At 55.5% G+C, this 26,079-nt stretch carries 21 protein-coding genes, 1 tRNA gene and 1 pseudogene; 11 read left to right on the top strand and 12 right to left on the bottom strand.

All coding sequences use genetic code 11. From position 1 onward, the window contains the following. Nucleotides 1-90 precede the first annotated feature (90 nt). Nucleotides 91-2,495, top strand: a pseudogene (gene gyrB / locus L53_RS16065) (DNA topoisomerase (ATP-hydrolyzing) subunit B). A gap of 178 nt (nucleotides 2,496-2,673) precedes the next feature. Then, on the top strand, nucleotides 2,674-2,859 hold the full coding sequence (locus tag L53_RS01025) for a DUF3008 family protein (RefSeq protein WP_034810745.1): 186 nt from the start codon (nucleotides 2,674-2,676) through the stop codon (nucleotides 2,857-2,859). 78 nt (nucleotides 2,860-2,937) lie between these two features. On the opposite strand, the gene L53_RS01020 is transcribed toward L53_RS01025, so the two are convergent. Together L53_RS01020 and L53_RS17480 are read right to left on the bottom strand one after the other, a co-directional pair. After that, nucleotides 2,938-3,486, bottom strand: a complete 549-nt coding sequence (locus tag L53_RS01020) for a DUF3617 family protein (RefSeq protein WP_034810744.1) — start codon at nucleotides 3,484-3,486, stop codon at nucleotides 2,938-2,940. Nucleotides 3,487-3,545: 59 nt separating this feature from the next. Then, nucleotides 3,546-3,668 (bottom strand): hypothetical protein, encoded by a 123-nt coding sequence (locus L53_RS17480; protein ID WP_255341984.1) that lies wholly within the window; start codon nucleotides 3,666-3,668, stop codon nucleotides 3,546-3,548. A 124-nt stretch (nucleotides 3,669-3,792) separates the two neighbouring features. Between L53_RS17480 and L53_RS01015 the strand changes: the two genes are divergently transcribed. Further along, nucleotides 3,793-4,503 (top strand): hypothetical protein, encoded by a 711-nt coding sequence (locus L53_RS01015; protein WP_156947772.1) that lies wholly within the window; start codon nucleotides 3,793-3,795, stop codon nucleotides 4,501-4,503. A gap of 133 nt (nucleotides 4,504-4,636) precedes the next feature. Here L53_RS01015 and L53_RS01010 read toward each other — a convergent pair whose 3' ends face one another. After that, nucleotides 4,637-5,356, bottom strand: a complete 720-nt coding sequence (locus L53_RS01010; RefSeq protein WP_034810739.1) for a VOC family protein — start codon at nucleotides 5,354-5,356, stop codon at nucleotides 4,637-4,639. A gap of 158 nt (nucleotides 5,357-5,514) precedes the next feature. Here L53_RS01010 and L53_RS01005 point away from each other — a divergent pair, with 158 nt between their 5' ends. The 3 genes from L53_RS01005 (at nucleotide 5,515) to trxB (ending at nucleotide 8,539) form a co-directional block, all read left to right on the top strand. Continuing rightward, nucleotides 5,515-6,429, top strand: a complete 915-nt coding sequence (locus tag L53_RS01005; protein ID WP_034810736.1) for a DMT family transporter — start codon at nucleotides 5,515-5,517, stop codon at nucleotides 6,427-6,429. A 92-nt stretch (nucleotides 6,430-6,521) separates the two neighbouring features. Beyond that, entirely contained in the window at nucleotides 6,522-7,484 is a 963-nt protein-coding gene (locus tag L53_RS01000) for a cation diffusion facilitator family transporter (RefSeq protein ID WP_034810734.1), read from the top strand. 86 nt (nucleotides 7,485-7,570) lie between these two features. Next, complete coding sequence (gene trxB / locus L53_RS00995) at nucleotides 7,571-8,539, top strand: thioredoxin-disulfide reductase (protein WP_034810732.1); 969 nt, start codon at nucleotides 7,571-7,573, stop codon at nucleotides 8,537-8,539. A gap of 4 nt (nucleotides 8,540-8,543) precedes the next feature. On the opposite strand, the gene L53_RS00990 is transcribed toward trxB, so the two are convergent. Both L53_RS00990 and L53_RS00985 read right to left on the bottom strand, forming a co-directional pair. Then, entirely contained in the window at nucleotides 8,544-9,308 is a 765-nt protein-coding gene (locus L53_RS00990; protein WP_034810729.1) for a hypothetical protein, read from the bottom strand. 61 nt (nucleotides 9,309-9,369) lie between these two features. Next, the gene (locus tag L53_RS00985; RefSeq protein WP_034810726.1) at nucleotides 9,370-12,219 is read right to left on the bottom strand and encodes a hypothetical protein; all 2,850 of its coding nucleotides are present in this window, start codon (nucleotides 12,217-12,219) and stop codon (nucleotides 9,370-9,372) included. A gap of 659 nt (nucleotides 12,220-12,878) precedes the next feature. Between L53_RS00985 and L53_RS00980 the strand changes: the two genes are divergently transcribed. Next, nucleotides 12,879-13,937, top strand: coding sequence for a DNA cytosine methyltransferase (locus L53_RS00980; protein ID WP_084333047.1), 1,059 nt, complete (start codon nucleotides 12,879-12,881; stop codon nucleotides 13,935-13,937). A 2-nt stretch (nucleotides 13,938-13,939) separates the two neighbouring features. Here the strand turns inward: L53_RS00980 and L53_RS00975 are convergent, their stop codons facing one another. The 6 genes from L53_RS00975 to L53_RS00950 all read right to left on the bottom strand — a co-directional run bounded on the left by L53_RS00975 (nucleotide 13,940) and on the right by L53_RS00950 (nucleotide 22,413). After that, a complete protein-coding gene (locus tag L53_RS00975) occupies nucleotides 13,940-15,166 on the bottom strand; it encodes a hypothetical protein (protein ID WP_051607422.1) in 1,227 nt (408 codons plus the stop codon). Between the two features lie 11 nt (nucleotides 15,167-15,177). Further along, nucleotides 15,178-17,223: an ATP-binding protein gene (locus tag L53_RS00970; RefSeq protein ID WP_198019699.1), complete on the bottom strand. Its 2,046-nt coding sequence runs from the start codon at nucleotides 17,221-17,223 to the stop codon at nucleotides 15,178-15,180. Nucleotides 17,224-17,412: 189 nt separating this feature from the next. Then, on the bottom strand, nucleotides 17,413-17,973 hold the full coding sequence (locus tag L53_RS00965; RefSeq protein ID WP_156947769.1) for a Pycsar system effector family protein: 561 nt from the start codon (nucleotides 17,971-17,973) through the stop codon (nucleotides 17,413-17,415). After that, nucleotides 17,963-19,375, bottom strand: a complete 1,413-nt coding sequence (locus tag L53_RS00960; protein ID WP_034810721.1) for an adenylate/guanylate cyclase domain-containing protein — start codon at nucleotides 19,373-19,375, stop codon at nucleotides 17,963-17,965. Before L53_RS00960 ends, L53_RS00965 begins: the two co-directional genes overlap by 11 nt. A gap of 1 nt (nucleotide 19,376) precedes the next feature. After that, entirely contained in the window at nucleotides 19,377-20,003 is a 627-nt protein-coding gene (locus L53_RS00955; RefSeq protein ID WP_034810718.1) for a hypothetical protein, read from the bottom strand. Beyond that, nucleotides 19,996-22,413, bottom strand: a complete 2,418-nt coding sequence (locus L53_RS00950) for a sensor histidine kinase KdpD (protein WP_156947768.1) — start codon at nucleotides 22,411-22,413, stop codon at nucleotides 19,996-19,998. Before L53_RS00950 ends, L53_RS00955 begins: the two co-directional genes overlap by 8 nt. A 676-nt stretch (nucleotides 22,414-23,089) precedes the next feature. Between L53_RS00950 and L53_RS00945 the strand changes: the two genes are divergently transcribed. The 4 genes from L53_RS00945 to L53_RS17680 all read left to right on the top strand — a co-directional run bounded on the left by L53_RS00945 (nucleotide 23,090) and on the right by L53_RS17680 (nucleotide 26,002). Continuing rightward, nucleotides 23,090-23,776: a TetR/AcrR family transcriptional regulator gene (locus L53_RS00945; RefSeq protein ID WP_034810712.1), complete on the top strand. Its 687-nt coding sequence runs from the start codon at nucleotides 23,090-23,092 to the stop codon at nucleotides 23,774-23,776. Between the two features lie 11 nt (nucleotides 23,777-23,787). Further along, nucleotides 23,788-24,153, top strand: coding sequence for a hypothetical protein (locus L53_RS00940; RefSeq protein ID WP_034810709.1), 366 nt, complete (start codon nucleotides 23,788-23,790; stop codon nucleotides 24,151-24,153). A 443-nt stretch (nucleotides 24,154-24,596) separates the two neighbouring features. After that, nucleotides 24,597-24,836, top strand: coding sequence for a helix-turn-helix domain-containing protein (locus L53_RS00935; protein WP_233347459.1), 240 nt, complete (start codon nucleotides 24,597-24,599; stop codon nucleotides 24,834-24,836). Beyond that, nucleotides 24,833-26,002: a tyrosine-type recombinase/integrase gene (locus tag L53_RS17680; protein ID WP_084333045.1), complete on the top strand. Its 1,170-nt coding sequence runs from the start codon at nucleotides 24,833-24,835 to the stop codon at nucleotides 26,000-26,002. Before L53_RS00935 ends, L53_RS17680 begins: the two co-directional genes overlap by 4 nt. Here L53_RS17680 and L53_RS00925 read toward each other — a convergent pair. After that, nucleotides 25,959-26,035: transfer RNA gene (locus tag L53_RS00925), tRNA-Met, on the bottom strand. The two genes, L53_RS17680 and L53_RS00925, sit on opposite strands and share 44 nt — an antisense overlap. Nucleotides 26,036-26,079: the final 44 nt, after the last annotated feature.

Here is a 26,079-nt window from a genome sequence, read left to right as displayed (position 1 = left end):
ACCACCCCGGAAACGCAGCTTAGGGTTTCCCTTTTTGGCGCCAATCGCCTATAAACAAAGGTGAATTTACGAATCGATGAGGACGCCTAAATGGCCGAAAGCACGCAAGCTGAAAATCCGGAATATGGCGCTGGTTCGATCAAGGTCCTGAAGGGCCTCGAAGCGGTCCGCAAACGCCCCGGCATGTATATCGGTGACACCGATGACGGTTCGGGCCTGCACCACATGATCTACGAGGTCGTGGACAACGCCATCGATGAAGCGCTTGCTGGCCATGCAGACCGCGTCACGGTCACCCTCTTCCCCGACGGCTCGGCTGAAATCACCGATAATGGCCGCGGCATCCCCGTTGGCATGCACCCCACAGAGGGCGCCTCAGCAGCGGAAGTCATCATGACCCAGCTGCATGCGGGCGGGAAATTCGACCAGAACTCCTACAAGGTTTCCGGCGGCCTGCACGGCGTCGGCGTGTCGGTTGTGAACGCCCTGTCGGACTGGCTGGAACTGACCATCCACCGCGAAGGCAATGAACACTGGGTGCGCTTTGTCGAAGGTGGCCGCGTCGAGGCCCCGCTGGTCACGCGTGGCCCCTCCCCGATGACCGACAAGGGCAAGCCCTATACCGGCACGGCGGTGCGCTTCCTGGCCTCTGCCAGCACGTTCACGATGACCGATTACGACCGCAAGACGCTGGAACACCGCCTGCGCGAGCTGGCCTTCCTGAACAGCGGCGTCCATATCATCTTCCGCGACGAGCGCGACGCAGAGCCTTACGAAATCGACCTGATGTATGAGGGTGGCGTGAAGGCCTTCGTCGAGCATCTCGACAAGACCAAGTCCAAGCTGATCCCCGAACCCGTCTACGCCATTGGCGAGAAGGACGGCATCACGGTCGAGGTCGCGATGGAATGGAATGACAGCTACCACGAGAACGTGCTCTGCTTCACCAACAACATCCCCCAGCGCGATGGCGGCACCCACCTTGCCGGCTTCCGCGGCGCGCTGACCCGCCTGATCAACAAATACGCCAACGAAACCGGCATCGCCAAGAAGTCCAAGGTCGAGATTTCCGGCGATGATGCGCGCGAGGGCCTGACCTGCGTGCTCAGCGTGAAAGTGCCGGACCCGAAATTCAGCTCGCAGACGAAAGACAAGCTGGTCTCCTCCGAGGTCCGCCCGGTCGTCGAGAGCCTGATGGGCGAGAAACTGGCAGAATGGTTCGAGGAGCATCCGAAGGAAGCTCAGGAAATCATGATGAAGATCGTAGAGGCAGCCGCTGCGCGCGAAGCAGCCCGCAAGGCGCGCGAGCTGACCCGCCGCAAGTCTGCGCTCGACATCACCTCCCTGCCCGGCAAGCTGGCCGACTGTCAGGAAAAAGACCCGGCGAAATCCGAACTTTTCATCGTCGAGGGTGATTCTGCTGGTGGCTCTGCCAAGCAGGGCCGGTCGCGTGACAACCAGGCCATCCTGCCACTGCGCGGCAAGATCCTGAACGTGGAACGCGCCCGCTTTGACAAGATGCTGTCATCTGATCAGGTCGGTACGCTGATCATGGCGCTCGGCGCGGGCATTGGCCGGGATGAGTTCAACATCGAGAAACTGCGCTATCACAAGATCATCATCATGACCGATGCTGATGTCGACGGCGCGCACATCCGCACCCTGCTGCTGACCTTCTTCTATCGTCAGATGCCGGAGCTGATCGAGAAGGGCTATCTCTACATCGCCCAGCCACCGCTCTACAAGGTGACGCGCGGCCGTTCGGAACGCTATCTCAAGGATGATGCCGAGCTGGATTCCTACCTGATCGACGAAGGCACGAGCGGCGAAGCGCTGATCCTGCCGGACGGCACCCAGATTGCGGGCGAAGACCTGCGCGACCGCGTGCGCGCGGCTTCAAACTTCAAGGCAAATCTTGCCCGGCTCGCCCTGCGCGCCCCGGCTGACCTTCTGGAACAGGCTGCCATGGCGGGCGCGCCGAAGCCGAGAAGACCGCCGAACGCCTCAACCGCTTTGCGGAAGAAGGCGAAGACAATTGGGCTGGCCGGTTTGCCGAAGGCGCGCTGGTCCTGCAGCGCACCGTGCGCGGCGTTGAAGAGAATGCCATCCTGCCTGCGCCCCTGCTGGCCAGCCAGGACGCGATCCGCCTGGCCGAGCGCGCGGCGACGCTGAAAGACCTGTACGAAGAGCCGCTCGTCCTGCGCCGCGAAAAAGGCGGAGACATTACCGTCCACGGACCATGCGCCCTGTTCCAGGCCGTACTCGACTCCGGCCGCGACGGCATCAAGATCCAGCGCTATAAGGGCCTCGGCGAGATGAACGCCGACCAACTCTGGGAAACCACGCTCGACTCCAACGCTCGCACCCTCCTTCAGGTCAAGGTCGACCATATGGAAGAAGCCGACGAAATGTTCACCAAACTGATGGGCGACGTCGTGGAACCAAGGCGCGAGTTCATTGAAGAGTTCGCGCTGGAAGCCGAGGTGGATGTGTAATCTGTAGGGCGGGTCACGACCCGCCATCGCTTGACAACTTCCCACACGCCGCGTCCCCGGACTTGATCCGGGGTCTCCCGCGGCGGGTCAAGCCCGGAGATGCGGCGGAGGCGAGTTCCGGAACCCATCCCCCGCTCCCCCGTTCCTTCCGCAAACCTTAAGCGAGAAGGAGCCTCTTATGCCTGCCAAGTCCGAAGCCCAGCAGAAGGCTGCCGGCGCGGCCCTGTCCGCCAAGCGCGGCGAGACGAAAGTCAGCGACCTGCAAGGCGCCTCGAAAGACATGTACGATTCGATGAGCGAGTCCGAACTCGAAGACCTCGCCTCGACGCGCCACGACAACCTCCCGGAACGGAAGGGCGACTGACGGCGACCGACCGCGACACGACACGAAGCAACGAGGTGCACCGGGGATGACGCATAATGCTCCCCCCCGCATCCATCGCTATGCCGGGCACTCGCCCGCATACTTGAATAGCTGCTCAACCTCCAGGGTCGCTGAGACTTCATCCTCCTGGCTATGCAGACTGCCGGCGACGAAAAATGTTGACGACGCCATGCGCCCGTCGGGCAGGACGAAATAGTCCCGCTCCAGGCTTATTTTCGTCGGGTGGCCAACCCCGATTCTCCACCGGCCCCCCATCTCCTGTCCGCCCAAGTTGCAGCTCATGCTGAAATACACGCCAGTGACTTCCACGCTGCGCGTGTCGACTTCACAGCCAGGTCTATTGAAATCCTCCGCCCGCAAGAGATCACCCTCTGGACGAATGCACATCTGCCCGGACTGGGTTTGTGGGGGCCGCTCGATCCGCTCACCATTCGCATATCCGGACTGGGTTTGCGTGATCGTCACATCGTAAAGCCCCGGACGAACATTCAGGCCTTCCAGTTCAACCTCTTCCGTTTCGCCAAAAATCCCAAGCGCACCTTGCGCTGCGGCCATGCCGGCGAGCGCGGCAGCAACGCCAAGCGCTGCCATAAATCTGATCGTCATTTCGAGTCGTCCCCATATCCTGTGTCAGCCCGCAGACTACGGGACCCGGATGCGCCAGGTCAAACGTCTAACGACACGGCACGGGCCGCCAGCACCAGCACCACCGCGCTGATCGCCGGTGCCCAGACCGCCAGGATGAACAGCGGATTGCTGGCTGAGACCGGCCCGAAGAGGGCGGTCATCCGGGACTCCTCGCTATCAGGCCGTGATGAGTCTACGCCGCAGCCCTATCAGGGCCACGCCTCCCGGAATTGACCATGGTCAAGCTGCCCGGCGCAAGCGCCCGCCCGCTGCTGGGTGGGGGACATGGCTCCCCCAATCCGTCTGACAGCCCACCCCCTCATGCTGTCCTGCATGACCACGCCTGCGGACCTTCTGTTTCATGCGGCCCGGTTCAGCCTTGAGTGGCTGGCCGGCGACATGCGCCGCGCGCTGGGGCTGGGCCGCCTGCCTTGCCTGCCCTTCCTGGCGCGCTGGCAGTTGCGCCAGCTGACGCGGTTCCTGGCCCATGCCGAGCCACTGCTGCGCCGCCTGATCCTCTTGATGGCGGCAGACCTTGGCGCGCTGGCCGCCCCTCCGCAGACAGATCCAACCCCGCATGCCGCGCCCGGCAAGGCCGCGCCGAAACGCGCGCTTTTCCCCACCCCGCACTTCCGCCTCTGTGAAGCCCTGCCCGGCAAAACGCCTCGAACGCCGCCGCCCAAACGCTTTCGCACCGGGCCGCGCATTCGCCTCCTCGATGCGGATGCGCCCATAGACCTGTCCGAATATCCGGCTGAACCGGACGATATCCTGCCCGCGACGCGGCAGGTCCGCCGCCTGCTGGCGCTGGAACATGCACTGGAAAACCTGCCCCGCTATGTTGAGGCGATGCGCCGCCTTCTGGCCGGCCCGCGCCCGGTCATCGCCCGCGCCTTGCCGCCCGCCTTCAAACGCTTGCCGGTGACACAGGCCGAACAGGCGACGCTGACAGAGCTGCATGAAGCCGCCGTGCGGGAAAATCCCGATACGTCCTGAGACGGATCAATTCGACCATAACCCGCATCCCCGGACCTGATCCGGGACCTCTCTCCCAAGCCACCCGCACGGGACTCCGGCATGCGCCGGAGATACGGGTGCTGGAATTTTAGCTCAGCGTCCCAAGAAAGGTTCACCCCACAAGGCTGAGCCCCACCCCGGCAAACTTCACTTCGCGCCAGTCAACGTCCAGCCCCATCTTGCCGGCGCGTTCCAGAACGGCGGCATAATCGGGCGTCTGGATGCCAAAGGCGGCCACCCGTTCCGTCTCGCCCTTGCGGAACTGTATCACGCCATCGGCCAGGAAGATGCTGTCACGGTCCACCGTCTGGCCCAATGCCAGGGCCCAACGCGTGGCCAGCGCTTCGGGCTCAGGCGACTCCACGGCCAGCGCGGTCAACCGTCCGGCCACGGCGCGCTCGCGCCAGTCCGGCCCGCCCCAGCGCCAGCTGCCTGCCGGACGCGCCTCGTCGACCGACACAATCGCCCCGCCAATATCGGCCGGGTGCAGATGGCTGGCTGAAATATCCGGCAGGTCAATATTCCAGACCCGGCGAATGCCCATACCGTCCACGCGTGTGCGCAGACCCTCAAGGTCATCCGTCTGGAAGATCGCCATATAGCCGCCCTCCCCGCCCCGGTCGATGAAGCGGCGCGCGGGCGCGCTGTCCGTCATCGGCACGACCACTTCCAGGAACTGGTCGCCAATCGCATAAACGCGGTTTTCAAGACCGAACTCCTTCACGCCCGGATCAATAAAGGGCGCTCCCAGACCCAGCAACTCGCCCAGCCGGTCGGCCGTCTCCAGCGTCTCGGCCGCAATCACCAATTGGCGCAAGCGTGGTGCAGTCATCTCGTCGTCTCCCCTTCGCGGGCGGCTCACTGTGTCACGGCCACCTCTTTCGCGCTCCATACCATACCTGCCCCAAGGGCCACACAGACCGTCTCGAAAATATGGTGGCGAAATAATCCGTTTCCGGTCGCGCACCGCTGGTCTACGGTCCGCGGCCAATGACCGCCCGCCTCCTCTCCGCCCCCATGCTGATCGCCGCCTTTGCCATCCTTGTCGGCACGGGCGTCGACGCGCTGGTGAAGGGCGTTGCGCCCGATGCGGGGCTGCAGCATCTGGTGGCCTGGCGTTTCCTGTTCGGCACGGTGATCGCCTTTGCGGTCTTCCTGGCCCAGCGCAAGCCTGTGCCCGGCTGGGCGGCAATCCGGTTCCACACATTGCGCGGCCTGCTGCAACTGTTCTGCGCGGTCACCTTCTTCTATGCCCTCACCCAGCTGCCTCTGGCCGTGGCCACGACGCTCGGCTTCACGGCGGCGCTGCTGGTTGCGCCGGTCGCGCGCCTCCTGCTGGGGGAGAAGATCAGCCCTGTTGCCGCGGGCGCCACCCTGCTGGGCTTTGCGGGCGTCGCCTTTGCCCTCTCTGGCCAGTCCGGCGCGGGCGAAGGCGCGGACAACCAGACGCTGGGCCTGATCGCGCTGTTCAGCTCAACCATCGGCTACGCGTTTGTGCTCGTCCTGTTGCGCATGCGCGCGCTGATCGAGGACGCCACCACGATTGCGCTGTTCACCAATATCGTGCCCGCGCTGGCCATGCTGCCGGTCACGTTCGGCTTGTTCGGCGCGCCGGACTGGACCGACCTGCCGATCTTCGCGCTGCTTGGCCTGCTCGGCTATGGGGTCTGGTATCTGGCAACGCTGGCCTATGCCCGCGCCCCGGCGCAGCGGCTGGCCCCTCTGGAATACACTTCGCTGGTCTGGTCCGCCCTGCTCGGCCTGATTTTCTTCGATGAGATGCCGGGCTGGCAGCTCTGGGTCGGCGCGGTTGTGATCATCACGGCTTGCCTGGTCGTCGCCTTTGAAGGCCGGTTCCGCACCCGCCGCGAAGCGCGCATGCCCGCCAGTGACCTGCCGGAATGACGGCCTGCCCGATGCTGATGCTATAGCGTCACGAACGCAACGCTATCACAGGCCGATTGACCCCTTCCCCCAGACCCGCCAGTACAGCCGATATGAGCGATCACTCCCATTCTCACCATCACGAACATGATCACGCACATGGCCACAGCCATGAGCATCATGCCGACATGACCAGCGCCGACTCGCGTCGCCGCGTCGCCATAGCCGGGTTGCTGACAGCCGCCTTCATGTTTGCCGAAGTGGCGGGCGGCCTGATCTCCGGCTCGCTGGCCCTGCTGGCCGATGCCGCGCACATGCTGACCGATGCCGGCTCGCTGGCCCTCGCCTGGGTGGGGTACAAGCTGGCCGAACGCCCGGCCGACCCGCAGCGCTCCTACGGTTTTGCGCGGATGAAGATTCTCGCCGCCTTTACCAATGGCATCCTTCTGGTCGCCCTGGCCTGCTGGATCATGTGGGAAGCGGTCCATCGCTTGCTAGACCCGGTTGATGTAATGGGCGGCGTGCTGATGGCCGTCGCAGTGGGCGGCCTGCTCGTCAACATTCTTGCCTTTGCCATCCTGCATGGTGGCAGCAAGGAAGACCTGAACCTGCAAGGGGCGCTCTGGCATGTCGCGGGCGACCTGCTCGGCTCGATCGCGGCCATTGGCGCGGCGATCATCATCATGACCACCGGCTGGATGGCCGCCGACCCCATCCTGTCAGCGCTGGTGGCCCTGTTGGTCCTCGTCGCTGGGGTGCGCATTGCCCGCAAGTCCGGCCATATCCTTCTGGAAGGCACGCCTGCCGGGCTCGATCCCGAAGACATACAGGCCGACCTGCTGGCCGAGATCGACGGCATCGCGAGCGTGGCCCATTTCCATGCCTGGGCCCTGACCGAATCCAAGCCCCTGATCACGCTGGAAGTCACCGCCGCCCCTGGCGCCGATCCTGACCAGCTGCGCCGCGCGGTAAAGGCCCGCCTCGCTGACCGGTTCGATGTCTCCCATGCCACGGTGGAAGTCGTCTGCGACGGCAATAACGGGGCTTTGGGCCCCGCCGGGCAGTGTTCACATTGATATGATGCCCGCAGCACTTTAAGGCTCATTCCGCAGGCCCCATATGCCGGGCCGACATGACAAGAACAGATGGCGGATCCTTCGCAATGGCTGACACGAAACACACCGAAATCCTGATCATCGGCTCTGGCCCCGCTGGCTGGACTGCCGCCGTCTATGGCGCGCGCGCCATGCGCGATGTGACCGTGGTGACCGGCATGCAGCCCGGTGGCCAGCTGACCATCACGACCGAGGTCGAGAACTATCCCGGCTTCACCGAGATCCAGGGCCCGGAACTGATGGTGAAGATGCAGGAACACGCCGAAGCCATGGGCGCAAACGTGATCAATGATCATATCGCCGAAGTCGACTTCTCCTCGCGCCCGTTCAAGGCCGTCGGCGAGAGCGGCACCACTTACACGGCGGATTCCGTTGTCATCTCCACGGGCGCACAGGCCAAATGGCTCGGCATCCCCAGCGAAGAGAAATACAAGGGCTTCGGCGTCTCCGCTTGTGCCACCTGTGACGGCTTCTTCTATCGCGGCAAGGAAGTGCTCGTCGTCGGCGGCGGCAATACGGCCGTTGAAGAGGCCCTGTTCCTCACCAATTTTGCGTCCAAGGTCACGGTCGTGCACCGCCGCGAAGGCTTCCGTGCGGAGAAAATCCTGCAGGACCGCCTGTTCAAGAACCCGAAGGTCGAAGTCATCTGGAACAGCGTGCTCGACGAAGTCCTCGGCGGCGGCGACCCGGCTGGCGTTACCGGCGCGCGCATCAAGAATGTCGAGACTGGCGAGACCACAGACCTGCCCGTCCACGGTGTCTTTATTGCCATCGGCCACGCTCCATCGACCGAGCTGTTCAAGGGCAAGCTGGAGATGAAGGACAATGGCTATCTGATCACGGCGCCAGACTCGACCGCGACGGAAATCCCCGGCGTATTCGCAGCGGGCGATGTCACAGACGAGACCTATCGCCAGGCTGTCACGGCTGCTGGCATGGGCTGCATGGCGGCGCTCGAAGCCGAGCGCTTCCTCTCTGAACAAGAGGCCCACGCCGAAGCCGTTGCAGCGGAATAGCGCCCTAGAGCATACCCGCCGCGATCTCCTGAGCGCGGCGGTCATCTCTCAGCATCTCGGCTTTCAACATGGCGGCGCGCGCCTGCATGACGCGCTCCAGCTCGGAATCGACGGCTGCGGCAAGCGCTGCGTCCAGCGCGGCCACAACCTCGTCATGATACTTGCGCGCGTTTAGTGCCGCCAGCGCCCGCGCCCATTGCCAGTGAACCGACGCATCATCCGGCGCAGCGGCTATCGCAGCCTCATAATGGTCGCGTCCGTCAGAGACCCCCGCCCCCATGATCATCGCCCCGATCCGACCGCCACGATTGACGACTTCCAGATTCCAGACCGACAGGAAACCGTGCGCATAGACATTGCCGGGCTCGTCGTCCAGCACACCCCGCGCGAGGTCTCGCGCCTCTTCCGCCCAGCCTGTCTTGCGCGCCTCACGCGTGCTCATCGGTCTCAGGATCAGCGACAACGCAATCGCCCGCTGCAAGCGCCCCTCGGCATGGGCCGGGTCCATGATGAGGGCGACATTGGCGTCATCCAATGCCCGGTGCAGCACATCCTCCGGTGGGTCAGCCGGCCCTGACATCGCCTCTGCCAACAGCGCCCGCGCGCGAAAGGCCAGCGCATCTGCAGTTTTGCTATCCGACAGTTCCGTGAGGGCAGTATCATACTCCCCACGCACAAAGGCCGCCTCCGCCGCTGCCTCATCAGCCACCGCCAAGGGCGCAAAGGCCAGGCCCGCCAGTACGAATGCAAGGAAAACTGATCGCCTCATGGATGAACATGATAGAGCGCGGCATCTTGTGCGGCCAGTCATTCTCGCGAATTTTAATCCCCTACTCGGCCGCCAGAATCGCCGTGTAGCCGTCTACCGGATCAAAGTAATCGGATATCGCACCGATGATCCTGCTGCCGTCTCCCGAAATAATCAATTGCCTCTGTCGCAACTGGTCCGAAGACTTCCCGACCGAATATTTTTTTATCAAGCTTCCTTCGCGGTCATATGCCCACACATCTCCCTGGTCTCTGGTAATACGAAACCCACCATAGAAGATGCCATTCACGTCGACCTCAGCCGCAGTAGGATACGGATTGCCCGCGAGCGTCTGGACCTGTTTCAACGTCGTCGTGTCGAACACATTGAACTGATAGGGGGACCCGGAAGCGGTGTAGGCTACGGTACCGTCAAGTGACAATGCGGTGTCCGCCCCACCAGATCCCACACCATGATCAACGTCCCCATGATAAAGGGAGTGAAGTGTCCCGCCATCCCGATGGCGATATGTCAGGCTGAAACAGTACAGCGAAAACGGGCTCAAGCCCTCGTCCAAGAGGCATAGCTTCTCACCGTTTCTGCTGACATCAACCGAGTTTCTGTTGTTGTAGGTGTACAGGCCAAAGTCCACATCCAACTGCTCTCTATTCGCGAGATCGTACGCCAGCCCCGAACCGGTAAAAAGAATTTCCTTTCCATTTACTCGCCTGACCACCATTGAATCGAAGTACTCAGTACTCCACCCTTCCTGGACCTCGTATGTGGACAGGTCTACTGGAACGATGTTGTTATTCGTCTCGTCGAAGACATACAGGAATGAGCCGTCAGGACTGATGGTCATGACACCATTCTTAGGTGACACATTCTCAATCGTTTCCACGAGCTCTCCGGTATAGACATTGAAAATGTCCACGTTCTTATCAACTATGTAATCGCGGTCCGTCGTATTAGCGTAAAAGTATGGTCTCACAGGATCTGCAACAATATTCCTGGCACCAATTGCATTATTTGTGACCTCGATCCGAGCTTCAGGGTCCTCTACCCCAATCCAGAGGGAGACCTCGACATGTTCAGTATTTTGCACGAAAGTGTTGTCCGTCCTAACCTCGACCTGAGCCATATGCACCACACCGGCGGCAAGGCCGGTAGGGTCCGCCTGAAGAGTCAGCACACCTAGGGTCTGGCCGGAGGGTGTGACAGTTAGCCAAGCCGCATTGTCGGTCGCTGTCCAGTCCAGCGGATCACCCGAATTTTCGGAGACGGTGATCTCCCGATCCAATATGGATTTGGCAGGAAAGTGCGAAAAGCTCACGCCCGTTTCTTCGACCAGGATTCGGCGGGGCTCAATATACACATCGAGTCCGACCGTGAAGGACTGGTCGAAATTGGTGTCCACGAACTTTACATCCGCCCTGTACTTGCCGGGCGCCAGATCTGTCGGGCTCATAGTGATCGTGGCGAAGTCAGGCTGGCTTGCGCTGGACGGTGTCACGCTGACCCAATCCTGCAGCGGCTCGGCCTTCCAGGATACGTCCAGGCCTTCAACACTCACTCGCCGTGTCAGGGCCTCCGTTGATCCTTGCACGGCCTCAAGATCAGGCCCGTCAAGCACCGACACGATCAGTTCATTTCCCATCGCAAAGGAGACATCGACAATGTGTTGCTTGGGGGCCTTGGTATCATAGACGATGAAGATGCCCTCATTCTGGCCTGCCTCTGCCATATCGGTAAGGGGCGTGACCCTGACGGTGGCATGGCCTGTTCCTTCCGTCCTGCTGAAGGTCAGCCACGGGGCCACCTGTTTGATCTTCCACGGAATACCCTCGCCCGCGATGTGAATCTCAGCCCCCTCGATGGTTCGACCCCGAACGCCCCTGAACGACATTTCCGTCGTCGACACTTTCAGAACGGGACGCTCAGGAAGGTCGGAAGATCGCGTACCGGCGGCCGTGGCCACGATGGCAAGATAATCTGCTTCCAATTTCTCGTTTGCTTCGGAGAACGCTTCTCCTTCACGCGGGAAGCGTTCCGTGGTTTCCACTGCGCTCACGAAAACATCTTCCATGCTGAGGACAGCCGGATTGTCCTCAGCCTCGTTCATGATCATCTGGCCGCCATTCTCGGTGAAGTCCTGGATCAGCGCGTCCATACGCTGGTCCAAGGGGCCCGACCCTTCCAGCAGCGCGCCGAGGAAGCCGGCATTGACATAGGCGGCCCGCAAGATATCTGCGGGCAGATCATTGCCGGGTTCCGCCGCCGTCACATCGACCCCCGGCAGGCTGGTCAGGTCTTCGCTCTCGAGACCGAACAGGTCGGCCACCTGGCTGTTCGCGGCGACAATGTCTGTCCGGTCCAGTACATCACCGTTGGCATTGTATTCCATAAGCTCTGCGGCCAACGTGGTAATGGCGTTGACGTGAACCGTCGCACTGCCTCCGTCAGTGGGCGTTTCAATGATTGCAGAGAGTTCGAACTCGTCGCTGATTTCGAATGTCTCGCCAAAATCCACATCGTAACAACCCGAAGGCGCGTCACAGACCATGACGGCACCACTGCCGCCGGTCACCACGATTTTCACGACCTGGCCCCCGAAGCCGGTGGAGCCGAGAACCGACAGGTCAAAACTGCCGTCGAATGTCGTGGTCGTGCCGGTCGCAATCTCGACGGACGCGTCATTCGCATCCAGCACGCGAACCGTGCCGCCCAGTATCACGCCCTTTGTCGCAGTGCCCTCCAGTTCGAAACTGATACCGCTCGGAGCGGGTGGCGCAGGTGGCGGCGCCGGCGCCGGATCGGACCCGCCACTTCCTCCTCCGCCACCGCAGGCCGCAAGCAGGACCGCACACACCAGGGCGATCAGACCAGGATACCATTTTCTAAGCGCGTGATGAGAGGTGGAAAACGGCAGCATTCTACAGTCCTTTGCCTTGTCCGGGCCCGCCTGACAGCAGGCCCAGGCACCAGTGTTGAGCCGGCCTTCGGGCCAGCCGTCAGTTTTGGGAAGGCGCGGGTTCCAGCCCCTCCCCTGTGAAAATGTCCAGACAAGATACGCCGTCCCGGCACCAGTTCCCCGAGAACTGTTCCGTTAACCACGCGCCCGGTCAGGCGATTGATTTCAAAGATGAATTACCGACTTTCCCCCGGTCTTCCCCTTTGCAATACGTCGCCATACTTTGGCGAGCCAAGAGGTGGGCCGTCAACCTAGGAATGGGAAAATTACGCCAAGAAAGTACGTTAGTGCGACAGAATGCTGCGCAACACGACAATTCGGGGAACCGCAAATGGTGGTTCGGGGGAGACTGACGAAACCGAACCAGATCAATGAGTTAAGGCCGTGCGGGGCACTCGTATGCCCCCATGTTTCGCCATGAACAAAAAGCGAAAGTGCCCCACTTTATTTTTGGATGCTATGGCCCTGCCGAACTACTGGTCTAACAATCCCTTCAAAGGCATTGTGCCTACCTCTTTGCTTATCTGACGTTACGCCTTAGGGCTTCTTGAGTGCGGAGAAATTTATCGATCAAAATTTCCAGGCGACTTTCGTTGATGCGAATTATTTCGGGGAACTTTATGAGTAAGGATCGCAAGGATTTGAAACGGGCTAAGCCCTTGGTTCTCAGCCTGTTTTGTGGCTGTGGAGGCTTGGATCTGGGATTTGAGCAAGCCGGCTTCGAGGTGGGGCTGGCCTATGACCTGCGAGCCCCCGCCATCGAGTCGTACAACTACAACCGGGCGACAAATTCGGGTTTCGTTCGAGATGTTGGCCGAATCAAATTCGCCGATCTTGATTCAGACTTTGGCCGCGAATTCGTTCCAAAAGGCGTGATTGGAGGTCCACCGTGTCAGAGCTTCAGTCGGGGCAATTCATCGAAGACCGAAGACGACCCAAGGCGAGCGATGGTGAGGGTCTTCTTCAGTTTGGCATTGAAGATACATCGATCACGATCAGAGCTCGATTTCATCGTGATGGAGAATGTTCCCGAAGTTGCCTCTGCCGAAGAGGGAAAGTTGCTTCAAACTGAAATAAATCGGCTTGAGCGAGCTGGCTTCCGAGTCTCCAAACACATTTACAATGCTAAGAATTATGGGGTCGCTCAAAATCGACGGCGCCTGATATTAGTTGCCCTGAACCGAAGTCGGTTGGCGCGCGAATGGATAATCCCGCCGGTCACTGAAGATTTGTGCACGGTAAGAGATGCGATCGGTAATTTAAAGGAGCCGGTATATTTCGAAGACGCGAAGAAGGCGGATACATATCCCGAACACCCAAACCACTGGTGTATGACCCCCAGATCGTCCAAATTTTTTAATAACCAGCTAAAACCAGGGCGATCAACGGGGCGAAGCTTTAAGAGCTTAGCGTGGGATAAGCCAAGTTACACAGTTTCCTATGGGCACCGAGAGGTTCACGTGCACCCCCGCTGCAATCGAAGGCTGAGTGTTTTTGAAGCCATGCGACTACAAGGTTTTCCCGATGAATTCGTTCTGAAGGGAACTATGTCCGCTCAGTTTTCCCAAGTCAGCGAGGCGGTCCCACCTCCGCTTGCCAAAGCCATAGCGTTAAGAATCTTCCAGTCGATATCACCTGAAGATGTTTCCGACGCATCAGCAAAAATTGCAGCAGAGTAATCCTACGTCTTTTGCCCAATTTTGGTCGCGCTAATCATTCGTTCTTTGGGAATTGGACGTTCGGGGTGCCCTGCAACCCAGTCTCTCCAGACTTCGATGTCAAAATTTGCAGCGCGAAGTAAATTTTCGGAACCGCTAATACATTTCGCTTCGAGTTCAGGGTCGGCTTTTATTGCCGCATCAATATCCCACAAATTTTGAGCGCGCGTCACAATCGGGATTGCCGAATTCAACTCAAGTGGCTCAATCACACTAACTGGTTTCGCTGTCGGACTTTGAATTCTGACACCGGACGGTGTTACTCTGAATGCCAACGACAGCATGTCCGGAGTGTTTCCGTGGACGCAGTACGCGTATGCGCTGGCTAGTTCCACTTTGGCTGGGTGGTTGTGTTGGGCGTGGTAGAATTGCAGAATGTGCTTGCCCAAACCCACACTGACAAGACGTAGAAGAGGAGCTCCTGGGGTGTTCCATCCGTTTGTTAGCAGGCTGCCAATATTCTCGGGTGTGCCCGACAACATTTGTGCGACAGGGCCCGAAAACGAAATGCCGTGAGCTTCAACATTTTCCAGAATAGCCTTCTGCAATGTTACGCCTGGTGCGCCCATTAACTCGGGATCGACCCGTGTTGTTAGGAAGAGTAGCCAAGTTTTTTTTGACAGCATCTGGTGCGCTAGAAGCGTTGTGACTGCGTCGAAAACCGACTTGTCTCGCTTGGACTGAACAAAACTCAAATGATTGCACCCATCGATATTGATCACGTCAAATACAGGCTTTTGTCTAAGCCGATTTGCTGCTTGTGAAGTTACCGATGCAATGTCTTCAAGGGCGTCTCCCAGCACCTCTGAATTGTCACTTACGTGACCGGCTTGCCTCAGCTCTGATTCTGCCAGAAGGTAACTAGGCATTCCGTCACCATCAGCTGTCCTAGACTGCCCTATATCAAAGCCAAAATACTCTATAACCGTGCCAAGACTTTTTAGTCTAAGACTCAGTGTGCGAACATCGAGCAGATCAGCTCCAGGAAGCGTGAAGTAGTTGAGAGCCTTTTGTTCTGTTTCACTTCGATCCTTGAGTAAGAGCTTTTCAGTTAGAGCCGCCCATTGCTGGTCTCGAATCAACTGTTTTACCGGATGGTGCCAAGCAGAAAAATTGGCTTTTAGTCCGGCTTGCGGGGCAGGCGTTGGTTGATCAGACCCAGCCCCATAGACCTCTTCGATTTCATCCATTGGGGACCCGATCACGTTGCGCCGTCAGCAAATATGGCCAAAATGGCTCGGATGAGTTTTTGCTGCTCATCGTAGGTCCGATCTTCTAGGACCCCAAATGCTGCGAGAGCTGTAATGAGGGCGGTCGTCTTCGAATCCATTTCAGTCGAAGACTTTCTTCCCACCGGTATCGATAGTGCTGATCTTTCTACCGCGATTGCGCCATCTTGTCGGGCCGCAAGCGCTTCTATTGGTGAATTGGCGAGCACTACCACCGGCGGTGGTTCAGATCCTTGTCTTTGTCTCCATAATTTTGCTGCCTCGTCCATCAGCTCAGAAGCAACCTCCGAAGCTTTTTGGTTTCTTCGTTCAAGCAGCTTGTCTGCGGCCATGGATTTGACCCTATTAGTCAGTTGCCGAATGGCGGCATGTTGCCAGCGCGCGACCAGTTGAACGTGAGGATGGGCGTAATTGAATGATTCTCGATCAATGTTCAAAGCGGCATCTAGGCCTCGAATAACAAACAATTCCGAAGTGATCTGTCTCAGTCGCGTTAGTTCCGAAACCTGGTAGTTAAAGAAGGTCGGATCAAACAGAGCGCCGCTAGTATCACGAATGCGAACAAGCACGCCGTTATTTTCTTTCGGAATGACCCGGCCGGTCCAAAACAAGTATCCCTCTAGCGACAGTTTTCCACCCCGATAGACATTCGATACTTGCGACAGATCTGGAGCATAGGCCCCAACAAACATGACTGCATGGTTCAACCCACGCTCACCAGTACTGTGATACTTAAACCGAATTGGACGTCTAAGTTCCAGACCATCAATAAAGACTTTAAAGCCACCTAAGGGATCATCTCCAGAAACTAGTTTCGGAGCGCCATCGATTTGCTCACTTACGGCTTCTCGAATCGATCTGCCGGATTCTAAATTGATCTCTTTCCCTCGTCCTCGGCCGTCAGTTATCCAAAACGCCCTGAGCGGCAAATCATGCGTAGACAAATCGAATGGGTGCTTTGACACATACTGAACTGGTGCGGACAATCCTAACGACCAGATCATCTCTAAGTATGTATCTAAAGTCGAGTTGAGATCAGGACGAGCAGTTCGTGTAAACTGGCCTTCCACGGCATCGACGAGTTTATCCATTCGCACTGCCGGGGCGTCATCGTTGGTCCATGGATATTCAGGCGCAATTTTCAACAAACTTGGTTGCTCAATTGGATCGTTGAGGTTTTTAATGTAGCCGGAATGAAAGATGGGCGGTTCAACATCGGCAATCGATAGATCGTCGGCTTCGCCGTTCGATTCTGCTGTTTGCTTTTCTTCGACACTCTGCCAGCGAGATGCGCTCCGCAACAAATCGCGCACTGGCTTTTTAACTTCTTCCAAGACGATATCGGTGCCATGGGCTTCGGTATCGTCAGTGTTATCACGACGGAGAAATACGTCTCCGCTCATGTACTTATCCTCAGATTCAGTGTCGGCTTCGTCTTCTCCATCTTCAGAATATTGTCTTAGGCGAACCTCCGCTATCATGCGGTAATTTGAACCTTTGACCTTCGTCGTAATTTGGAAGTTTCTTGCCAACTGACTAACTGAAAATAGTCCAATCCCTATCTTCCCAATTATGGGTCGTCCGCCGGGTGTTAGATTGGTGTCGTGAGATGCGGTTATTCCAAGAGACTGCCCCTCCTCGCGGCGCTTGGCGCTTCCTCCTATATTCTTGATGAGGCGCGTTAGCGCCTCATTCGACATTCCGCGTCCGTTGTCTCGGATATATATGCGCGAGAATCGTGGTGCGTCAGTTAATATGGTTACGGTTGACGCATCAGCATCCCAGGCATTGGAAATGAGTTCACGCAGAGCCGAAGCCGGCTGTCGGTAAATTCCGTCAGTGACGCGAGCGATCACACGATCACTCGTGCTGAGCTTCGTCTTCACCAACTGCCCATCATTCGAAGGGTCATCCAGCCAATTGGATAGTTCGCCGCTGTCTTCGATTGACTCGATAGGGAGGTTTGGGCTGCTCACAACCTTAACTAGCGTCGGTTCATTCGTGCTTGCAAGCTCCAAAGTGGGAATTCGTCCAAATTCTAGTGCAGGGGTATATGGCGTTGATTAAACATCACCCCGTACTATCTGGACGGCTAGCGACCTGGTCGAATATCCTATTCTCGTCATGTGTGACACTGACAAGATATAAAAATGAATTTGCAATATTTAGGGTACAAATCAATCCGAATGCTTCCTTGAGCTGAGACTCTAAAAGGAAGCACCATTTTTGAAGCGATGATCACTAATCGTGTTCCATAGAAGAAATAGAGCGCCGACTATGGGGGAGAAAAATCCTAGGACGAATGCATACATTCCAAATTTAAACAGTGTCATTTTTCTCCGAGTTATTCTGGCGTTGATAATGATCTGCTCGACATAATCCTTCTCAAGGCCGCTTAAACCTTCCGACCAGCTTCCTGATTCATTTAAGATCGATGAAAACTTGGAGATGCTTAGACCACTGAGATCTTCATAGAACAACAGGCTGCCATTTCCATCATTGTCGTCCGCACTGACTTCGTTGGGCCGACTTTTTGGCAAAAAAGAATGCACGCAAAAGGCGATGGATACCGCGAAGAAAAAAAGAGAAGTCGCCGCATAAACTCTGAATACTGAGTATACATGATCAGCAAAAAGAATGCTCAGGTATATGGTCAGGCTTGCCAAGTTTGCCGCGAGAAGCGCGGCATTCTTTGCCTCCGCAAATTTCTGCACTTCAAATTGTCTGGCAAGTAATTCCTTCAGAAAATTCATTCTATCAGATGTCATTGATGTTCTCTTCGATTTGATCTGAGTAGCAGAACAGCTTGCTCTCAGAGCGATATTCCTTGAACTCAACATATCGCTTCTTGAAAGCTAAAACTGTCGGCATCCGTTTTGTTCGAACAAAGCATTGATAGCTCGCATTGGAAATCAAGATTTCAAGAGGCTTAGCCGAACTACAGAGCCGGGCTGCCCACACAACCGAAGGGCCTATTGCCTTAATCTGCCCTTCGTCGGCGATCCATACCGCGTCATCGACATGGATCCCGATTGAAATTTGAAGCGCGCCTATACCCTGTCCTAAATGCGACTGCGCGTCGGCGCAAATTTGCTTCGTCGCTTGGCGGATATCTCTGGCAGCTGCGAGCGCCAGCTCGACGAGATCGCAGCTCTCTTCGTCTGAACCACAATCGTGGCCATTACCTGAACAGAAATGTGCTACCAGCCCATCTCCTGTTTCTTTGTCGAAAAAGCCGCCATTGCGCAAAACTATGGACTTCGTGCAGTTTACAATTTTGTCGATAAAGATGGCGTAATCCTGCGGTGACAGAAATAATTGCATTGCAGCCGTCGAGAATCTCAAGTCGCAAACTAGGGAGGCGGTCCGAATAGACCCGTACTCAAGCCCCACGATATCTCCTGACGGATCGCCCCTGCACACCCGAATACATCTCTGCCATGGCCAAGCAAACTTAGTCGTGTCTTGAGTACCGGATGGGTAAAAAGTTTTGGGGTCGAGAAATATAGATGTAACAGCGTCCGGCTCATCTTTTCTAGAACGATAGATACTTTCCCAGGGGATGTTACGATTTACCGCCTGTTTTAGGTTGTGTTGGTCGTAGTAACTGGATGCAATTTCCTCTCTAGCTCTTTTGAAGGATGCATCATCGAAGCTTATTGGGTTGCCTGTTTCGGGGTCAAGTCGTTCTCTGTACAGACCAAATACAATCAAGTCTTCAAACTTTTGCCATTCGCCAGTTAAGGTATTGCGCGTCCGCCCTAACAAATCCTTCCAAACATTCTCTTTCAGAGATGTGCGTCCCTTAGGATAGACGAGCCCTTCGTAGACCGCATCCGCATTGGGCGTCGCACGCGCAACCGAAGCAAGATATGGAATCCATAGCCCAAAGAACGCCCACTTAAGATGAATTAGTTGGTCAGCTTTTGAGATATTCGACGCGCTGGGCCTACCTCCAAAAAAAAAGAAACGAGGTGTGGCCGACTCTGCTTCGTATCCCCATATTACATCTGGAAAAACCTCTCCTTCCTGATATCTAAGGACATTCATGGCGTCGGACAACCGTGAGGCTTGAGCGAATTTCTCCTTACTAAGTATACGCCACCAATCATCCAGCGTAAAAAAATCTCGCTGCCGGAACATGTCATAAAGAGAGTACTGCTTGGTCATTTCAGCTACCTGTTACAAACTTCATCACAGTTTCTTGAAGATCTCCCGGAAATTCTGAGTTCCTACCTCGAATGCCCGTTTTGCTTATGATCAAGTGACTAAGATCGTTAATGTTGACCTCTTCGGATTCCTGGCCCCTCCTCCTTATAGGGATCATCATGTCCCAGGCGCCTGAGGTCATATCTCGCTTGTAAGCGGTAAACACCCGAACGCACTCCTCAGTATCATGAAGAAAAGGATCGATAGCCAGAAAGTTGTCGAGTAGTGTCTTCTTTGGATCTGAATCCTCGGATCTTTTTGATGCATCGAGAATGAAGAATCGATCGAGCGGATCCGTATCCTTAAATACTTTGTCGGCCACAAGTGATGAAAGATCATCATCATAGTTGAGAATCCAGACTAACTCCTGCTTGCCGACACTGTCCTCCCAAGTCATTCTCGTTATGACCGGCGACCGTGTTTCGTTCACGGGCTCAAAGTACTCAAATGAGTCGTAGTATTGCTGGCCGATAAGAATCAGGTATTCTAATATCGATGCCTCTATCGTTTCGTTTAGATTTGCCCAATGACTGAACTCGTCTTCTATATGAAGCACTATTCGTTTTCGAGCCTTATTCGCTTTAGCCATTTCGTTCTCCGATCAAATATGGAAGCCTGAAGTGAAATGTTGTGTATGCGGGACCACCTGGGCCTTCCAAAGGTTTCGATTCGTATTTCAGTTCTGCTGATTGATGGTGGGCGAGAAGGATCTGGCGAGCTGCAGCAAGGCCTATGCCCGTCCCATGCGACAAGTTTAGATTACTGGTTTGCTCCCCACGACCAAATTCCTGGAAGATGACTCTTCGCATACGAGCGGGCAGATATCTTCCAACATTCGAAACCTCGACTCGATATCCATCATCCTCATATGCGATTTTTGTTTCCACCAGAAATTGGTCTGAAAGATTGAGGCTTGGGTACTTTCGGTCATAGTACTGCTTTGAAACTCGAGGCTGAGAATACTTAATGGCATTGTCGAGCAAATTTACGAGGACGACAAACATCAGCGGTCGATCGCCATTGTGAACCTTTGGCGTTCCTACCACAGACTGTCGGAATACGAACTTTTGTAGTCTTCGACGACTATTGAACGTCTGCAAAGCTAAGTGCATAAGAACTTCGATGTCGAAGTTCTTAATGTTGAGCTGATTGTGGGTGGGTCGCGAAAAAAGGTAACGCCCACTTTCCGCTAGCAACTTGGCGATCTCCCCGAGATCAACTGCGAGATCAAGGCCTTCCCAAATGTTTCGACGCTTGAGGAGCCGCAGCCATTGCTTTTCAGAGTGGCGGCTTGCCGCAAGCACTTTTTGAAAAGCAATGATTTCCGCATTTGCTGCAGAGACGGGAGCGATTATTGCATGTCGTATTTGCGCAAGATCACTGAATCTTCGTAACACACTATCTCGGTTCCTAAAAAACAATTCGAGTTCGCTGACCAAGTGCTGCAGAATGCGAAAATCATTGAGGGATATACTTGGTCGATGAAGATCGATGACCAACACTCGGTTTGATGAGAATGTGTTGTTGAGGTGAAATTCGAGAAGCGTGTGTCGCTCATACTTTAGGTCGGCGCCCACCATGTTGACCGCGTCCCCATTTGGCGGTTTGTGGGTGTCAGTTTGATCCATTTGCTTGTTGCGCAAATAGGCTTGAAGGTTGCCTAGGTAGTCCGATGGGAGCGAAGAAGACCCAAGTTTTATTTGTTCAATCGTTTCGCCCGTCGACTTCGCTTTGTACTCTAGGAGAAAAATATTCCGGGCCTCGACAATAAACTCATTGATGAACCCAAGGAGCGTGTCCTCATTCAATTCAGCGTCAACCGATCTCGACTGAAAAAACTCTGATATTTTTGTGAATTTCTCTTCGTATAGAGCCGCGGAAAAAAAACCCTGAAAAGCTCGACGAATCCCGTTGGCAACTTTTGCGTCTGTCGCGCTAATAGTTCCGGCTAGGAAAAGAGGCGATCGCTTTTTGTGGAGCGTTATCGCGTGAGATACTACGGAGGTCTTTTCAAAGAGCTTCGGCGCATCCTTCAGTGGGCTGAACTTATGGCTCTCGATCTTTAGTCCTGCTTCTACTAGCGGGATATAGATGTATCCTTGTTGTTCTCCATCTTGTGGCTCATAAATCTGGTGCCCTCCCGCATTTGTCGATGCCCTTAGGTGATTTTGCTTTTGCACGGTCAGAGCGGATTTTTCATCCAGGTCCAATGTGAACTCTGGGGCCGACTTCAGCGTATTGAGTATGTCGATCGATACTGTTCGACCCCGTAGTTTTTTTTCTTTCGGCGAACGAAGGCCGCGTTTGCTCCCCGAAATTATCCGGTCATTGCTTTGTGTCGTCCAGAATTTTGCTTCCGACATAGAGCAGAAATCCATCAATAGTTCTTCCGCTCTGGCTAAGGCAACACTGGGATCATTGCTTGAGCTAAGTATATTGTGTATCTGTTGAATCGCGTTGAGCTGCCTGTTGTCTCTCCCTTGCCTCAGTGCGATTGCGAGAACCCGGCTTGAGAATTCGATCAGTCGTTCTTGCCTATTGGATAGGACTTCGTCTTTTGGTATCGCAACTGTGAACCAGCCGAGTATTTTTCGGCTCGGCAGGTGATCATCATCAGCGGACGTATCTATGAAGTCTTCTATTACCTTGTGATGCAATACGAGATCGCGCTTACCTGATCGACGCAAAAGATTTCTTGTGATCGATTCTATTGCGGCTTCACAATTTCGACGAAATTGATCAGAGCTTTGAGATAGTGAGCACTGTACAAACACTTCTGAAAAGGGGCTTTCCCTGGAAGCATCAGTGTCGGCAATGGAGCAATAGGATAATGCGAGATACTCGTTATTGCCATCGCGATCGGCAAGCCAGATAAGATCCTCGCAATCGTGCAAGCTTTTTCTGAGAACATTCAGCAGCGCGCGCCTATTTGCCGATATGTTTTGCGCATTCGTTTCACTTAATATGTGAAAGTCCTCTAAGCGACGTTCTCTAGCCATATCTATCAAACATCGCCGACGTGCATCGTAGTACTCATGGTCATCTATAGACTCCTCCACCTATATTTCCGCGCTTCAAAATCGACGTTCTGTGCTTCGGGACGATCCTCTGTTGCGCCAGAAATACAATTTGTTGTTAATTTTCATACAACTACAAGAGAAAATTCAGATTCAATGCCGTCTCGCGCCTTTGCACATAGTCAGACATGCCGTGTGATCGCCAGCGCGGGCCAGCTGAGACATCGCTGTAACTTCTGATGTTCGCCACTGAGCGGTGGACGCATTCCAATGTAAAATTGGAGGCATACAGCAGTCGGTTGGCTGAGACGGAATCGAAATGCAGACGAGTTGAAGCGCAAAGCGGCGGCACAGGTTGCCGACCGATGTCATGCTGTGACCGCGGCCAGCCACTTGTGCCACTTCTTAGCTGAGATCACCGCAACGACCTGTCGTGGTCTAACGCACGTCTTGCTCTTCAACTAGGCAGGTATCCCACTCAATAGGTTGTTCAGGTTGGTCGAGAGCGGTAGGCAAAGTTTGGCGTTAGACTCGGCTCCAATCGTTATTAGATGCACCACCAAGACACGGCGTTCATTCATTCCGATAGTCACCCTAGCCATATATTGATATGAAATAAGAATTCGGATTCTGTTATTTCTGTGACAACGCTAGATCTATGGCCAAGCATGCGCGGAAATCCCTTGGCAAGCGTGGACGTCACCGCATCTTGGTGAGCTTGGGTGAAACGAAAACGCTGAAGCTCTATCAAGAGGGGGTATATCTGCTAGCCCAATCCGACTTCGAGCAGATATCAGTTGCCCAATTTTCGAAAGTTGCAGGAATATCGGTCGGTGCGTTCTACGTCCGATTCTCTGACAAGGATGCGTTCTTGGACTTCGCAACGCTTCATACGTTTCTGACCGCGCAGCAGGGCTTTGAACGCGCCAGCGCATCTATAGTTTCAAATTCCCAACTTGCCGCAGCTGTTGCCGACACACTTGTCGCCCAATTCGCAAGCGAAGAGTTTGCCGGTATCGTGCGCATGGCGGTGAAGCGCGGCTTTTCTGATTTGAAGCACCGCGAATCCTTTGATTTGTACCGGTCTTTTGTTGTGGATCAGATGGTTGAGATATTGCCAGCTGATTCCGATAGAAATCAGAAAGCCGAACTGGCTATCGCAATCCAGGCATCATTTGGGATCTTGACAGACGCCGTGATTTCTTGGGCCCTACCGGCACCGCTTAGTCTTTCGGGGTATCGCGCTACTATCGTAAAACTTCTGTCAGCACCTCTTGGCAAGACAAAGCTTCGCAAATCTAAATCCGCGAAGGAACCAGCCCAAACTCGCATCAAGAAGGTCTAGGGCGGCATGATATGATCAACTCAGCTACACCGGATAAGATGATAACCGAACAGTTCGTTGCCGATCTTGGAACGCGGTTTGAGATAACTCTCGAAACTTCGACCTTAGTTGATGAACTAAAGCTGATAGCGCGCCGATATGCGGTGGATTTGCGCATCTTTGACGACGAGGCGTCAGAACGAAGGCTTCGATCCAGCTATCAAGCGCTGAAATCTGAAACGGCCCGTTTTAGGGATTTCCTGTCAGCGCCGAAATTCGAAGATCTGGAAACCGATCTGTATTGGGCCGCGCGCCACAAGATCGCGCCAGTATCTGATGCCAACATTCCTGTGATTGGCCACGCTCAAGAATATCCAAGAAGTTCCTATCTCGTATAACTAGAAAACCTTTTAGCACTTTTAGATACTGCCGCCGATTTAGGTGTTGCTAGATTTGCACCAGCTAAAGGCCGCAAGCGCAAACACGCCTTGGAAAACCTCGTAAGGCGCGTGGCTTATGTTTGGACGGACATGTTGGAACGGCAATTTACGGTCGATTATCATCAAGGTAGCGGACTTACTGAAGCCTTTGCCTTTGTAAATTTGGTCGTAGCGCAAATAGACTCTGCAATAACTGAAACTGAAATTATCACCGCAATGCGGACGATTATTAAAGAACGCGGTCAATAACCCGGCAATCATGCCGCGCGCTCACAGAAACTATGGTGCGTTTTAAAGCATCATTCCTGTCAGCGGATATTGCTGCGCCGATTGCGATTTCCTGATCTCATGGAGTCTGGCGCCAAACCTATTGGCGAACAAGGAGCCGAGAGCCCGAGCCCGTGACGAAGAGAAAGACAATCAGCGCTTGGCCGCGTCTTATGAAGGCGAACGATGCCGCTGCCTATATCGGCACATCACCGACGAATCTGCGTCGGCTGGTCGATAGAGGCGAACTTGCGCAGCCATTGTTGCGCGGCGGCGAACGGCTCTGGGATATCCGAGACCTTGACGAACATGCAGAGAGTCTGGCCCGTAATGGCGAGCCGATTGCAAGTGATTGGTCTGGCCAAGCGATATGAGGTCTTCTGTGGCAGCGATCCGATACCCTTTCACCATGTGTGACCGTGACCGGTCCGGGCGAAAGCGCTGGTATGTGCGTCTGGTCGTGGACGGTAAGAACAAGAAACGCAGGATACGCGCCAAAGAAGGAAGCGAAGCTTGGGTTGCCGAATACAACGCTATTCTCGAAGATTTCAGATCAAGCGTGGTCGCCCGTCCCAAAAATCCCTATGTCACGGTTTACTCGCTGCACTGGCTCATCAACCACTACCTGACCAGTGCAGAGTTTGCCGAAGCGAAACCGGCTACCCAAACTCAGCGGCGCTCGATCTTGCTGCGTATTGCTCGAGAAACCGGCCAACTCGATTGCCGAACACTCACGCGCGAAGCCGTTCAGGCCGGGCGCGACAGGCGCGCCAAGACGCCTGGCGCGGCGAACAACATGATCAAAATAGTGAAATTGCTCTATGCTTGGGGCATCGACGCGGGGCACGTCTCATACAATCCAGCAGAAGGCGTGAAGCGCCTGAAAATGGGTGACAGCACCTGGAAGCCGTGGACAGCCACGCAGCGCGAAGCGTTCAAAGCGGCGCATCCATACGGTACAACAGCTAGGACGGCTTTCCACTTGGCATTCGATGGTGGATTGCGACGGTCCGATGTGGTTCGCATTGGGCGCCAGCATCGTGACGATACGCATTTGCGTATTGAGCAGAAGAAAACCGGCAAGATGGTCGCCATCATGGTCACGTCGGACATGGCCGAAGCCCTAGATACAGCGCCATCCAGCGGCCTCCACTACATCCAAACCGCCAACGGAAAACCCTACTCGGAAAAGGGTTTCGGCGCGGCGGTAAGGCGTTGGGTGAAAGAGGCTGACCTCCCGCCTGGCCTGACGCTTCACGGCGTCAGAAAAGCTGATGGAATCCGCATGGCGGAAAGCGGCGCGACCGAAAATGAAATCGCTGCAAAATTGGGCCATAGCGACACAAGATCGGCTTCGATCTACACGAAAGGCGCCGACCAACAGCGGCTCGCAGACGCCGCAATTAGAAGATATACGGAACAAAGTGCCCCGCAAAATGCCCGTGCGGGGCAATCTGACGAAAAAATTCAATGGAGTCAGGGCCTAAAAAGGCAGGTGGTGGTTCGGGGGAGACTTGAACTCCCGACCTCGCGATTATGAGTCGCGCGCTCTAACCAGCTGAGCTACCGAACCGTTTCGCTGTTGCGAAGCGCGCCTCATACACGCGGTTTCCCGCC

This window comes from Hyphomonas sp. L-53-1-40, assembly GCF_000682775.1.
GTDB lineage: Bacteria > Pseudomonadota > Alphaproteobacteria > Caulobacterales > Hyphomonadaceae > Hyphomonas.
The sequence above is the reverse complement of the archived record's forward strand: the minus strand, read 5'-3'. Positions and strand labels throughout refer to the sequence as shown.